This window comes from Chromobacterium sinusclupearum (assembly GCF_002902845.1).
In the GTDB taxonomy this organism is placed as follows: Bacteria; Pseudomonadota; Gammaproteobacteria; order Burkholderiales; family Chromobacteriaceae; genus Chromobacterium; species Chromobacterium sinusclupearum.
The window spans coordinates 93,832-107,178 of the sequence record NZ_PPTF01000073.1 but is presented as its reverse complement, the minus strand read 5'-3'; the positions used below and the strand labels follow the sequence as shown (position 1 = coordinate 107,178).

Below are 13,347 nucleotides of genomic sequence, written 5' to 3'. Positions count from 1 at the left end.
GCGGCGCAGCCGCTCGCCCGACGTAGTGATGCGCCCCGCTTTGCCGGGGCGTATTGATCTGGAGGGCCGCTTTCCATTCGGCAATATAAGCTGAAGGATGCGGCCGCTCGACAAGGGGAACACAATGTTTCTGGATGGATTCGGTCCCATTATCTGGCAGGGGACCCTGGTGACGCTTGAGTTGTCGGTGCTGTCGCTGCTGCTCGCCTTCGTCATCGGCCTCTTTGGCGCGGGCGCCAAGCTGTCGCACAATCCCGTGCTGGGCGGGATTTCCACCGTGTACACCACTTTGGTGCGCGGTGTGCCCGATCTGGTGCTGATGCTGTTGATCTTCTACAGCCTGCAGATCGGCATGAACAAGATTACCGAGGCGATGCACATCGATCAGATCGACCTGGACCCGTTCGTGTCCGGCATCGTCACGCTGGGTTTCATCTACGGCGCCTATTTTACCGAGACGCTGCGCGGCGCCTTCCTGTCCGTGCCCAAGGGGCAGATCGAGGCCGGCATCGCCTATGGCATGAGCGGCTGGCAAGTGTTCCATCGCGTGCAATTCCCGCAGATGATGCGCTTTGCGCTGCCTGGCATTTCCAATAACTGGCAGGTGATGCTGAAGGCCACCGCCCTGGTGTCCATCATCGGCCTGGCCGATGTGGTGAAGGCCTCGGTGGACGCGGGCAAAAGCACCTACAAAGTGTTTTTCTTCACGCTGGTGGCCGGGGCGATCTACCTGCTGCTGACCACGCTGTCCAATTTCGTGCTGATGTGGCTGGAGCGCCGCTATTCTATGGGTGTGCGGGAGGCGGACCTATGATCGACATCATCCAGCAATTCTGGAAGACCTTTCTGTGGACCGATGGCTACCACCTGTCCGGCCTGGCTGTTACCATGTGGCTTTTGGTGCTGTCGGTAGGTTTCGGCTTCATCGCGTCGGTGCCGCTGTCGGTGGCGCGGGTGTCCAAGATCAAGTGGCTGTCGCGTCCGGTGTGGCTGTACACCTACGTGTTCCGCGGCACGCCGCTGTATGTGCAGCTGCTGTTCTTCTACAGCGGCATGTACAGCCTGGACGTGGTGCGCGAGGTGGGCTTCCTGAACCACTTCTTCCGCGAAGGCTACAACTGCACCATCCTGGCGTTTGCGCTGAACACCTGCGCCTACACCACGGAGATCTTCGCCGGCGCCATCAAGGCCACGCCGTATGGCGAGATCGAAGCCGGCCGCGCCTATGGCATGAGCAACTTCACGCTGTATCGCCGGGTCATCATTCCGTCTGCCTTGCGCCGCGCCCTGCCGGCGTACAGCAACGAAGTGATCCTGATGCTGCACGCCACCACCGTGGCCTTTACCGCCACCGTGCCGGACATCCTGAAGGTTGCGCGCGACGTCAACGCCGCCACATACGACTCCTTCAACGCGTTCGGCCTGGCCGCGCTGCTGTACCTGAGCATCACCTTTATCCTGGTCGGCTTGTTCCGCAAGGCCGAAGCGCGCTGGCTTGCTTACCTGCGCCCGACCAAGAGCTGAAACACTGGGGAATCATTTAGATGGACAAGCTGACTATCAGCAACATTCACAAGAGCTACGGCGATCACGAAGTTCTGAAAGGCATCTCGCTGAAGGCCAAGGCCGGCGACGTGATCAGCATCATCGGCTCGTCCGGTTCGGGCAAGAGCACCTTCCTGCGCTGCATCAACTTCCTGGAAAAACCGAATCAGGGCAGCATCGCGCTGAACGGCGAGGAAATCCGCCTGGCCAAGGACAAGCGCGGCGAGCTGATCCCGGCCGACCAGAAGCAGCTGCAAACCATGCGCACCAAACTGGCCATGGTGTTCCAGCACTTCAATCTGTGGGGCCACATGACGGTGCTGGAAAACGTCATCGAGGCGCCGGTGCATGTGTTGGGCCTGTCGCGCGACGAAGCCCTGGCCCGCGCCAAGAAATACCTGGCCAAAGTGGGACTGGACGAGCGCGCCCAGGCCAAGTACCCGGCCCACCTGTCCGGCGGTCAGCAGCAGCGCGTGGCCATTGCCCGAGCGCTGGCGATGGAGCCGGAAGTGATGCTGTTTGACGAGCCGACCTCGGCGCTGGACCCGGAGCTGGTGGGCGAAGTGCTGAAGGTGATGCAGGCGCTGGCCGAGGAAGGCCGCACCATGATCGTGGTGACGCACGAAATGGGCTTCGCCCGCAACGTGTCCAATCACGTGATGTTCCTGCACAAGGGGCTGGTGGAAGAGGAAGGCCATCCGGACGAGGTGTTCGGCAATACCAAGAGCGAACGGTTGAAGGCTTTCCTGTCGGGTAGTCTAAAGTAAAACTATCCCTGCCAAGGGGGAAGGAAACCCGCCGGAGTCGTCAGCCGGCGGGTTTGTTTTTGGGCGGCCCCGTCAGTTGTGGGTAACTTAAGGGTTGGGCCGAGCCTGTGGATAAGCGGGCGTTACTGCGCGGGATGCTGCGCGCGGTAATACGCCCATTCCTCGACCGTGCGGCCATCGGGCAGCTGGCACTGCGCGTATTCGTTGCCGGCGGCGTCCTTTTGCGGCAACAGTTTGCCGCCTTGCTGCACGCAGTAGACCGAGGCCGGATTGGCCATGCCAACCATGGGCGCCTGCGCCGGCGGCGTGTTTTGCGCGCAGGCGGACAGCAGCAGCGCCAGCGGCGCGATCAGGGCATAAGTGTGTTTCATTCGAATTCTCGTTTCTATCGTTGATCAGGCGGTAAGCAGCTTACCGGTTTTGTAAGCGGTGCGGCTGGCCACGCGGGCGATGCACAGGCCGGCCGTGGCGTAGGGACGGTCGCTGCTGGCGTACAGCACGCCGCCGCGCTCGGTGCAGACCTGGCTCACGCTATCGTTGACCGGATCGATCACATCAGCCACCAGGTCGCCGGGGCTGAGCTGGCTGCCTGGCTCGGCGCGGTACACCACCACGCCGGCGTGCGGCGCCAGCAGGTCTTCCGATCCGGCCAGCGGCGTGGCCGGATGGCGCAGCGGCGGCAGATGCGGCGCATCGCCGGCGATCACGCCGCGGTGCTGCAGGAAGTGCACGATGGCCTCGGCGTCCTTGGCGGCGTATTCATGGTTGACGTCCCACTCGCCGCGCAATTCCACCGTCACCGCCAGACAGGCCATGTCGATGGGCGCGGACAGCCCGGCCTGGGCGGCCAGGTCGCGCAGCTGCCACCACGGCTGGCTGCAGGCCTCGTCGAAAGGGTAGTCGCCGGAGTCTTCCGCCAGCAGGCTGGCGCACACGCCCAGATAGCGCGCCAGCGGCTCGCACTGGTCCCACAGCGGCGTGCCGGTGTACAGGTGGATGTCGGCGCGGCTGTCGCAGTGCAGGTCCAGCACGATGTCGGCGTCGCAGGCCATGCTGTGCAGGATGTGGCGCAGCGCTTGCAGCTCGGTCTGCGGCAGTTGTTTGGCCAGTTCGGCGCGCATCGCCTCGCGGATCAGCCGGGTATTGGCCTTGGCATCCGGTCCCAGTTGCTGGCGCACGGCGGCGAACACCGGCTCGGCCAGCGGCAGGTAATGGCGGTTGAAGTTCTGCCCGCTCATCAGCTCAAAGCGGCCCATCAGCCGGCCGTGCTGGTTCTGGTTCAGGCCGATGGGGTTGGCCATAGGCAGCACTGTGATCTCGCCATGGATCGCGCCCTCGTTTTCCAGCTGGCGCAGCCGCTGTTTCAGATGCCAGGCCACCAGCATGCCGGGCAGTTCGTCGGCGTGCAGGCTGGCCTGGATGTGGACTTTTTCGCCGCTGCCCGGCTGGCCGAAATGAAAGCTGGTGAGCGCGCGCTGGCTGCCCAGGCTGGGCGACAGCAGCGGATGATGGCGGGTGTGCATGGCTTCTCCTCTTGAATGATTGGGCGCGCAGCTTCAATAAAACGCGCCGCCGCGTTGACGAAGCGGCGGGCCGCCGGGACAATCTGCGCTTTGATTCACTCCATAGCGGAGCGCGCTTGGATTCATTGTCCGATTTCTTCCAGCCCGGCATCGAGCCCGGCTCGCTGCAGGCGGTATCGCGGCTGCAGGGCGCCTGGGGCTATCTGTCCGTTTTCGTCACGCTGTTCCGCGGCGGCGACGAGGAAGTGCTGATGCGCCTCCTGGTGCTGCGCGAGCTGGGCGGCCGCGCCGAGGCGCCCATGTGGACGCCGCAGGAAATCGCCCAGCGCTTCTCTTATCTTAACGATACCAAACTGGCCACCATTCTGGGGCGTTTGCGCGAGGGCGACCTGCTGGTTTACGACAGCGACGGCGGCGTCTACCAGCTGTCCGAAGGCGCGCGCGTGGCGCTGGCGGCGCTGGCCACCATGGTGGATTTCGCTGGCGACGACGTCGAGCTGGGCTATCTCACCAGCCAGGTGGCGGCCGGCCAGGCCGTGGGCCAGGTGTCGGACGAAGCGCTGAAGCACCTGCTGGCGAGGCTCAACGAGCTGTACGCGGAATTCGAGGAAGCGCTGGAGTCGCAGTCCGAGTTCCGCATCCGAGCCGCCCAGCACCGGCTGGAGGCCGTGTGGCGCTGGGTGGCCAAGTCCACCGAGGTGGTGAAGAGCCTGACCCAGGACGAGTCGCTGAGCCTGACCGTGCTGAACCAGGCCCAGGCCATCGCGCTGGCGCAAAGCCGCATGCTGGCGCTGGCCGGCACCTTCGAGCGCCGCCTGGCGCAGCTGGCCGCGCAGCGCGTGCATCTGGGCAACTCCGGCCTCACCTCCACCGACATCGCCGACTGGCTGCGCCGCCAGGGCGCGGCCACGCTGGCCGGCAAACTAGCCGACGCCTGGTCCATCTGCCCGGAGCCAGCCTTCCTGTCCACGCCGGAGCTGGCCGACGTGGCCGAGTTCGAGCTTTTGGCCCGCGAGCGCGCCAAAGCCGGCGCGCAGGTGCTGCCCGGCAGCGAATCCGCGCCGCTGGCGGACGCGCCGGAAATGGAACGCTTGCTGGAAGCCGAGGACCTGTACGACGCACTGCTGCAGCTGGGCATGAGCGGCGCGGCCGACGCCCACATCAGTCAGGCGGTGCTGGCCGACAGCTACAACGAAACCGCTTATCGCCTGTCCCTGTTGTCCTTGATCGGCGATCCGGAAACCAGCAACGATCAAAGCATCGTCGCCGCGCTGGCCAAGCTGCCGTTCAGCCTGCAGGGCGGCGACGCGGTAATCGAGACGGACCACCCGGAGGTGGCGACTTTGTCGGATGCCAGGCTGGTGGCGGCGCAACCCAAGAGTTGAACCCTTTATTTCGCCACGAAAACCACGAAAGACACGAAAAGTGCAAATTCAGCGAGATGCTTAGTCCTCCCGCTGAGGGCTGAAGAAGACAGCTTTCAAATCAATCTTTCTTTGGATATTTTCGTGTTTTTCGTGGGGTTCGTGGCAAGAGAAGATATGGAACACGAAATCAAAACCCTCACCGCCCGGCTGCTGGCGCAGCGCGTGGTGCCGCGCGGCGACACCCTGGCGCGCAAGGCCTTGCTGGACGACATCTTCCGCGCTGAGCTGGACAAGAGCCTGGCCGCCGTCGGCCTGCGGCTGGTGGAAAATCCGTATGCCGAATACATCGCGGTGGCGCTGCTGCCGGAAATGACCGAGCCGGTGTTCGGCTCCGGCGACGCCTGGCTCAACAATAATCTGGGCTTGCCGCGCGACGGCGTGGCCTTGCTGGTGATCCTGTGGGCGTTGATCATCCTGCCCAAGCGCGAGCGGCAGATCGCCCGCGTGGAGGCTGGAAAGGAGAGCCAGAGCGATATGTTCGGCGCGCAAAAGCCGCTGGAGACGGGCGAGACAGTGTCCACCGGCATTTCCGAGGACGCGCTGTACGCGGACTTCGGCAAGGCCTTGGGCGGCCGCACCCGCTTCAACGCCAACCTGGGCCGGCTGGTCAACCTGGGCTTCGTCGTGCGCCGCAACCGCTGGCTGGACGAGGGGCCGATGCTGGACCTGATGATCGACTACGCCCAGCTGGCGCCGCGCATCATCGAGGGCGCGCTGGCCGACGTATTGCTGCGGCGCGAAGGCCGCGAGGCGCTGGCGGACAAGCGCGCGCCGGACGAGATGGCCGACGAGATTGACGAGGAAATCGGGGCGGACGATGTCGAGTCGGCCGGCCCGCTGTTTGATCTGCCGCCAGAAGACGCGGCGGACGAGGAGACGCGCTGATGTTCCAGATGAAATCCGTCGAAATGGTGCACTGGGACTTCTGGCAGCGGCTGAGCGTGCCGCTGGACGCGCAAATCGTCACCATCATCGGGCCCAACGGCTCCGGCAAGACCACCCTGCTGGACGCGATGCGCACGCTGCTGGCCATCAAGTGCTCCGGCAAGCGCGACTACAAGCGCTACGTGCGCAACAACAAGGAAGCCTTCGCCTACCTGCGCGGCGTGGTGGATAACCCGCGGCGGCCAAGCGGCGGCCTGTACCCGACGCCGTTCTTCCCCATCGTGTCCGAGTCGGTGACGCTGCTGTGCCGCATCAAGAAGCAGGGCGGCGACTGGGTGCGCCATTACGCCATTCTGGACGGCGACATCGCGCTGGAGCACGCCGAGGGCCAGGCGCAATGGCTGGGCGTGCAGGAATACCGCCGCCGCCTGGAGGCGGCCGGCCTGACGCCGGCGGTGGCCGAGGTGCTGGCGCTGGAGCAGGGCGATACCGACAAACTGACCGAATACAGCCCGCGCCAATTGCTGGACCTGGTGTTCCAGGTGTTCGGCGACAAGGACGTGCTGGACAACTACCAGCGCGCCCGCGACGAGCAGCGCGCCACCGAGCTGGAGTTGGAGGCGCTGAGCCGCCAGGAAGAGGCGCTGCAGGTGCGGGTGGAGGCGATGAAGAACCGCGCCAACCGCTATCTGGAATGGAAGCAGCTGCAGACCGGCATCGCCCGGCTGCGCGACGAAGCCTTGCCGGTGCTGGCTTATCTGGACGCCAAGGCATCGTTTGGCAAGCAGTGGCATGACTACCGCGGCGGCTACCATGTGCTGAACCAGGCCCGCGCCGAGCATGCCGATACCCTGGCGCTGATGGCCAAGCTGAAGGCGGCCGAGGTCAGCGCCGCTGAGGCGCGCGCGGCGGCGGAAACCGTGCGCCAGGCCGCGCAGGAAGCCTTCATGAAGGCCAAGGGCGAGCACGCCGGCGTGGCGGGCCAACTGAAGGAGCGCGACCGGTTGCAGGCGCTGGCCGGCAAGGAATACGGCGCCGACGCCGCGCAGCTGGCCGACAAGCTGGCCGCCTTGCGCGCCGAGGCGGATCAACTGAAAGACGGCCTGCGCGATCTGAAAAAGCAGCGTCAGGAAAGCTCGGAACACCTGCAGGCGCTGGAGATCGGCCGCGGCCGTTCGCCGGAGGACGTGCGCCAGTTCAAGGCGGCGCTGGACGAGGCCGGCATCGCCCACGCCATGTTGTCCGACATCGTCGAGGTGATGGACTCCAACTGGCAGGGCGCGGTGGAGGCGCTGCTGCGCGGCTACCGCCACGTGGTGCTGCTGGACAGGGAGTCGGATCGCCGCGAGGCTTGGAAAATCGGCGAAAAGCTGCGCTACCGCCATTTTGTGGTGCCGGAACGCGCCGCGCCGCCGCGCGCCGCCAAGGGCAGCCTGCTGGAAGTGGTGCGCTTCTCCGCCGACGCGCCGGAGTGGCTTTACCGCCAGATGAACAGCGTGACGCGGGTGGAAAATGCGAACGAAGGCGCCAACGTCGATGGCGACTGGATCACCCGCGACGGCTATTTCCGCGAACGCCGCGGCGCGCGCCACATCGGCGTGCCCATGCATGAATACGCGTTTGGCGAAGCGGCGCGGCAGTCGCGCCTGCTGGCCGTGCGCGATGAGCTGAAATCGCTCAATGTGCGCATCCTGGCCGACGAGGAGCGGCTGGTGGCCGCCACCCGCGAGGCGGCGGGCCTGGCCGAGTACCTGGGCGGCATGGACGCCATTCGCCAGTTGGACAGCCGCGCCGACGAGTTCGCCGCCTTGGAGTCGCGCAAGGCCGAGCTGGAAGCCGAAATCGCCCGCCAGGGAGCGGCGCTGGCCGACGCCGGCGCGGAGAAAGACGCCGCCGACCAGCGCTACGGCGACGCGCGGCTGGCGCACGACCGCGTGTGCCAGCGCGAGATGGAAACCTTGTCCAAGTACAATCAAAAGTTGCAGGAAGTGGAGCAGGCGCGCCGCCAGCTCCGTCGGCTGATCAGCGAGCTGCGCGAGTGGGCGCAGCGTTTGCCTGCCGATGCGCTGACGCCGGAGCATGTGGCGCAGCTGGAGGACGAGTTTGACACCGCCGCCGACGCCAAGCACCAGCTGAACTACCTGGAAGAAAAGCTGCAAAGCGGCGACTGGGAGCAGGATGATTCCGTGCTGGCGCTGAAGGACAAGCTGGTGGAAGACCTGACGTCGCTGGACCGCGAGCGGCAGCGCCGCCAGGGCGAGGTGGACCGCTCGCGCGAGCTGACCGACGAAGCGCGCGCCGCCTACATCGGCAAGCTGCGCGCCACCGTGCGCGCCTATGGCCAGAACGTGAAGCGGCTGGGCGAGCTGGCCGGCATCCAGGTGGAAGTGGAGCTGCCCAAGCTGGAGAACGACGACGCGGTGCTGGCGCAGGCCGGGCTGGTGTTGAAGTTCAACTTCGACCAGAAGGGCATGATGGGCATGAACGACGGCGAGGCCTCCGGCGGCCAGCAGGTGATGAAGTCGCTGATCCTGTTGATCGGCCTGATGATGGACGAGTCCAACCCATCCGGCTTCGTGTTCATCGACGAGCCGTTCGCCCACCTCGACATCTTCAACATCGACCGCGTGGCCGGCTTCCTCAAGGCGACGGAAGCGCAGTACCTGATCACCACGCCGAATACCCACAACATCAACATCTTCGCGCCGTCCGAGCTGACGCTGGCCACGCGCAAGAAGCGCCCCGGCGAAACCTGGGCGCCGCCTATCCTGCAGACGCGGCGGCGGGTGGACAACGGGGAGCCGCAGGCATGAACCAGAACGGGGCAGCGAAAGCGGCCCCGTTTTTCATGGATGGCGCGTTTGTTGCCCGGATGGGCCAGCCATACGGAGGGCGATGCGGATGAGCGTGGCTGGCAATCAGGCGCCCAGCATCCCGGCCAGTTCCACCAAACTCTTGGCCACCCAATCCCAATCCTGCTCCGCCATAAGGTCCGTCTGCTGATTGGGACCGAATTCGCGCGGCCGGGGAATGAAGGCGGTTTTGAAGCCGCAGCGACGCGCGGCGGCCAGGTCGCCGTTGTGCGCTGCCACCAGGCAGACCCGTTGCGGCGGCAGGTCCAGCAGCGCTGCCGTGCGCAGATAGGCTTGCGGCATCGGTTTGTAGGCCTGCGCCAGTTCCGCGCCCATGATGGCGTCCCAGGGCAGGCCGGCGTATTTGGCCAGGTTCAGCAGCAGGCTGAAATTGCCGTTGGACAGCGGGGCGATGACGCAGCGCCGCTTCAGCCGGCTCAATCCCTCCACGCTGTCCGGCCAGGGCTCCAGCCGGTGCCAGGCGCGGTTCAGCCATTGCAGTTCTTCCTCCGGCACCGCCGCTGGCGTAATGCCGAACTCCGGCAAGACGGCTTCCAGGTTTTCGCGATGCAGTTGGTCCAGCCGGGTGAACGGCCGCCGTCCGCTGCGCACTTCCTCCATGGCCGGCGAATAGCGGGCGCGCCAGGCGTCGGCGAAGGCGTAAGCATCCTGCCTGGCGCCGGGATGGCGTTGCAAAAAGGCGGCGGCGTTGCGCGCCACGCCTTCGCGCCAGTCCACCACGGTGCCGAACACGTCGAACACCAGCGCTGCGATGCGCTCCGTTGGCATAACGCCCCCGCTCACGCTTTCAGGTTCTGCTGCGCGAACTCCCAGTTGACCAGCTTGTCCAGCACCGCGTTGACGTAATCGGCGCGGCGGTTCTGGTAGTCCAGATAGTAGGCGTGCTCCCACACGTCCACATTCAAGAGCGGGGTCAGGCCGGCGGTGATGGGGGTGTCGGCATTGCCGGTTTTCACCACGCGCAGCTTGTCGCCATCCTGCACCAGCCAGGCCCAGCCGCTGCCAAACTGCGAGATGGCGGCGCCGGCCAGCTGCTGCTTACAGGCGTCCACGCTGCCGAACGACGCTTCGATCTTCTCGCGCAAGGCTTGCGGCGGCGTGCCGCCGCCCTGCGGCCGCATGCTGCGCCAGTAGAAAGTGTGGTTCCACAGCTGGGCGGCATTGTTGAAGATGGCGGCATCGCCGGCTTGTTTGGCCGAGCGGCTGATGATGTCTTCCAGCGACAGATCGGCGTAGTCGCGGCCGGCGATCAGCTTGTTTAAGTTATCCAGATAAGCCTTGTGATGTTTGCCGTAGTGGAAGCCCAAGGTGCGGGCGGAGATCACCGGCTCCAGCGCGTTGTCGGCATAGGGCAGCGGCGGTAGAACCTGTGCCGACGAGGCGCGGGCGCTGAGGGGGAGGGTGGGCAGCGCCAGCGCGGCCAGCGAGCCGGCGGCGGCCAGCAGGAAGCTGCGGCGGGACGAGGTGGTCGGGGTGCTGCGGTCTTGGCTGGACATGTTTCGCTCCTTTACCGTGGATATCGTTTTAGAACCACTAAGCAAACCGCTGATCCCCCGCGCTGTCTGCGGGGCGCGACTTGGCTCACGGTCTGTTCGATGGTTGGTTCGCGACTCTTAGCGTGGGACAATTTTACCGATTAATCCAGTACGTTGGCATGCAGGAGGGGCGTGAACAGAAAACCGCGCACAACCATTAACCTGTCATGGTTGAATTTCACCGGCTTTGCTCCACACTATCGCCATCATTCACCCCAGACGAGGAAGCAAGACATGGCAACCGTAACCCTGCGCGGCAATCCGGTGGAAGTGGCGGGCAAGCTGCCGGCCAAGGGCGAGCAAGCACCGGCGCTGCAACTGACCGGCGGCGATCTGGCCGAAGTGACGCTGGCCACTTTTGCCGGCAAGCGCAAGATCCTCAACATCTTCCCGAGCGTGGATACCCCGACCTGCGCCACCTCCGTGCGCAAGTTCAATGAGAAAGCCGCCGCGCTGGCCGACACCGTGGTGTTGTGCGTGTCCGCCGACCTGCCGTTTGCGCAGAAGCGCTTCTGCGGCGCCGAGGGCATTGAAAACGTGGTGACGCTGTCCACCTTCCGCAACGGCGGCTTCGCCGAAGCGTATGGCGTCAAGCTGGCTTCCGGCCCGCTGGCCGGCCTGACCGCGCGCGCCGTGGTGGTGCTGGATGCCGACAACAAGGTGCTGCACAGCCAGCTGGTGGGCGAGATCGCCGACGAGCCGGACTACGCCGCCGCCCTGGCCGCGCTGTAATTCCTATTCCATTCAGGGCCGATCATTCTGTCGGCTTCATCGCGCGTTCTAGGCGATGACTGGAATGCAGGCAAGCAAAAAGCCGACCCATCCGGGTCGGCTTTGTTTTTGAGCGAAGGATAGGGTGGCTTAGCCGCGCTGGCCGGCCAGCTTGCCGGCGGACTCGCCGTCCTGCTGCATGGCTTCCACCATCGCCGGGTCGTGCTCGTCGCGCAGGTAGCGGGTGTACCAGCCGCTGTTGACGCCCCAGTAGTAGAAGCCCAGCGAAGCCGCGGCCACCACGGCCATGTCGATGCCGTAAGGCAGGATGCCGATGCCGCCGAAGTCGGCGCTGCCAATCCAAGACAGCAAGGCCATCGCCGGCAGATACAGCACCATCCACAGCGCGCCTTTCAGCTCGCGGCCGAACTCCGGCCAACCGGCCTTGGCCTGGTACCAGAAGTACACCGGCAGGGCCGCCACGATCAGGAAGATGATGTGGCCGGTCAGCGGCCAGCGCGCCCAGTACAGCACCAGCGAGGCGCAGACGAAGGCGAACGGCGCGATCAGGCTCAGACCAGCCAGGCGCAGCGGACGCGGCAGATCCGGCGCGCAGCGGCGCAGCGCGGCTACGCTGATCGGGCCGGTCAGGTAGGAGATCACGGTGGCGACCGAGATCACCGCCGCCAGCGTGCCCCAGCCGCGGAAGAAGAACAGGAAGACGAAGGACACGGCCAGGTTGAACCACATGGCCGGACGCGGAATGCGGTACAGCGGGTGGATGCGGCCGAAGATCTCCGGCATGGTGCCGTTGCGCTGCATGCCGTAGATCATGCGCGAGGTGGTGGCCATATAGGTGGCGCCGGTGCCGCTGGGGCTGACGAAGGCGTCAAAATACAGCGTCATCATCAGCCAGTTCAAACCCAGGGCCATGGCCAGCTGGGCGAACGGGGAGCTGAAATCCAGGCCTTTCCAGCCGTGGGCCAGATCGCTGGGCGACAGCGCGCCGAGGAAGGCGACCTGCAGCGCGACGTAGATCACCGCCGCCAGCAGGATGGAGCCGACCACGCCGAATGGCACGCTCTTGCCCGGATTGCGGGCCTCGCCGGCCAGATTGATCGGGCTTTGGAAGCCATTGAAGCTGAACACGATGCCGCTGGTGGCCACGGCGGTCATCACGCTGGCCCAGCCGAACGGCGCGAAGCCGCCCAGCGCCGGATTGTTCAGGTTTTCCGAATGGAAGCCGCTGTAGATCAGCGCGGCCACCGTCAGCGCGGGCACGATCACCTTGAACACGGTGATGGCGCTGTTGGCCTTGGCGAACAGCTTGACGCCCCAGTAGTTGAGCATGAAATAGACCACCACCAGCACGGCGGAGAAGGACAGGCCGACGGTGCTCAGCTCGCCGTTGCTGTACAGATCGTGGGCCCAGGGATAGGGCCAGGTGCTCATGTATTGCACCGAGGCCTCGGCCTCGATCGGAATCACCGACACGATGGCGATCCAGTTGGCCCAGGCGGCGATGAAGCCGAGCAAGGAACCGTGGGAGTAGCGGGCATAGCGCACCATGCCGCCGGACTCCGGGAACATGGCGCCGAGTTCGGCATAGCTCAGGGCGATGGAAAGAATGATCACCATGCCGACGATCCAGGCGACGATGGCGGCCGGGCCGGCGATCTGCGCGGCGTGGGCGGCGCCGAACAGCCAACCGGAGCCGATGATGGAGCCAAGACCGGTCAACATCAGCGCGATCGGGCCGATGTGGCGGGAGTGTTGGTGTTGCAAGGGCGAATCTCCTGTCAATTTCGTGGTGGAGGGCAACAGCCGTCCCTGGCTGGCGCGCGCGCGCCTTGCCGGAGGAGGGTGTTGCCCACAGTGCCGGGTAGCCCGGTCTTCTGGAATGTCGCCTGCGCGGGGCAGGCAGTGCCTGGAAGGCAGGCGCGTCATCACGCTTGCCGAGTGAGGTGGGCGGGGATTGGCTGCGCCGCAGCCGAATACGGCTCGCCACCGGGGATGGCCGGCGGATTGTAACGCAGTGTGAATGCTCTATGCCAGCGTTTGCTTATATGTAATGCAATCTT

The 13,347-nt window shown here is 65.3% G+C and carries 12 protein-coding genes; 7 read left to right on the top strand and 5 right to left on the bottom strand.

All coding sequences use genetic code 11. The features are described from left to right. The first annotated feature begins 124 nt into the window (after positions 1-124). From C2134_RS16145 to C2134_RS16135, 3 genes are read left to right on the top strand one after another with little or no spacing between them, the layout of a single operon-like run. Positions 125-814: an ABC transporter permease gene (locus C2134_RS16145; protein ID WP_103321156.1), complete on the top strand. Its 690-nt coding sequence runs from the start codon at positions 125-127 to the stop codon at positions 812-814. Beyond that, a complete protein-coding gene (locus C2134_RS16140) occupies positions 811-1,524 on the top strand; it encodes an ABC transporter permease (protein WP_103321155.1) in 714 nt (237 codons plus the stop codon). The genes C2134_RS16145 and C2134_RS16140 overlap by 4 nt, the downstream gene beginning before the upstream one ends. 20 nt (positions 1,525-1,544) lie before the next feature. Next, entirely contained in the window at positions 1,545-2,312 is a 768-nt protein-coding gene (locus C2134_RS16135) for an ABC transporter ATP-binding protein (RefSeq protein WP_103321154.1), read from the top strand. A gap of 122 nt (positions 2,313-2,434) precedes the next feature. Here the strand turns inward: C2134_RS16135 and C2134_RS16130 are convergent, their stop codons facing one another. Further along, entirely contained in the window at positions 2,435-2,683 is a 249-nt protein-coding gene (locus C2134_RS16130) for a putative hemolysin (RefSeq protein ID WP_103321153.1), read from the bottom strand. 24 nt (positions 2,684-2,707) lie between these two features. After that, positions 2,708-3,835, bottom strand: coding sequence for a succinylglutamate desuccinylase/aspartoacylase family protein (locus C2134_RS16125; RefSeq protein ID WP_103321152.1), 1,128 nt, complete (start codon positions 3,833-3,835; stop codon positions 2,708-2,710). 116 nt (positions 3,836-3,951) lie between these two features. Here C2134_RS16125 and C2134_RS16120 point away from each other — a divergent pair, with 116 nt between their 5' ends. From C2134_RS16120 to C2134_RS16110, 3 genes are all read left to right on the top strand, one after another. After that, positions 3,952-5,220, top strand: coding sequence for a hypothetical protein (locus C2134_RS16120; protein ID WP_233196480.1), 1,269 nt, complete (start codon positions 3,952-3,954; stop codon positions 5,218-5,220). A 156-nt stretch (positions 5,221-5,376) separates the two neighbouring features. Next, positions 5,377-6,147, top strand: a complete 771-nt coding sequence (locus tag C2134_RS16115; RefSeq protein ID WP_103321151.1) for a hypothetical protein — start codon at positions 5,377-5,379, stop codon at positions 6,145-6,147. Next, positions 6,147-8,960, top strand: a complete 2,814-nt coding sequence (locus C2134_RS16110; protein WP_103321150.1) for an ATP-binding protein — start codon at positions 6,147-6,149, stop codon at positions 8,958-8,960. Before C2134_RS16115 ends, C2134_RS16110 begins: the two co-directional genes overlap by 1 nt. A 105-nt stretch (positions 8,961-9,065) precedes the next feature. Here the strand turns inward: C2134_RS16110 and C2134_RS16105 are convergent, their stop codons facing one another. Further along, on the bottom strand, positions 9,066-9,788 hold the full coding sequence (locus C2134_RS16105; RefSeq protein WP_103321149.1) for a haloacid dehalogenase type II: 723 nt from the start codon (positions 9,786-9,788) through the stop codon (positions 9,066-9,068). Between the two features lie 11 nt (positions 9,789-9,799). Then, positions 9,800-10,516 carry a superoxide dismutase gene (locus C2134_RS16100; RefSeq protein WP_103321148.1) on the bottom strand — a complete coding sequence of 239 codons (717 nt, stop codon included), beginning with the start codon at positions 10,514-10,516 and terminating at the stop codon, positions 9,800-9,802. A gap of 273 nt (positions 10,517-10,789) precedes the next feature. Between C2134_RS16100 and tpx the strand changes: the two genes are divergently transcribed. After that, entirely contained in the window at positions 10,790-11,287 is a 498-nt protein-coding gene (gene tpx / locus C2134_RS16095) for a thiol peroxidase (protein ID WP_103321147.1), read from the top strand. A 129-nt stretch (positions 11,288-11,416) separates the two neighbouring features. On the opposite strand, the gene C2134_RS16090 is transcribed toward tpx, so the two are convergent. Continuing rightward, the gene (locus tag C2134_RS16090; RefSeq protein ID WP_199179963.1) at positions 11,417-13,051 is read right to left on the bottom strand and encodes an APC family permease; all 1,635 of its coding nucleotides are present in this window, start codon (positions 13,049-13,051) and stop codon (positions 11,417-11,419) included. Positions 13,052-13,347: the final 296 nt, after the last annotated feature.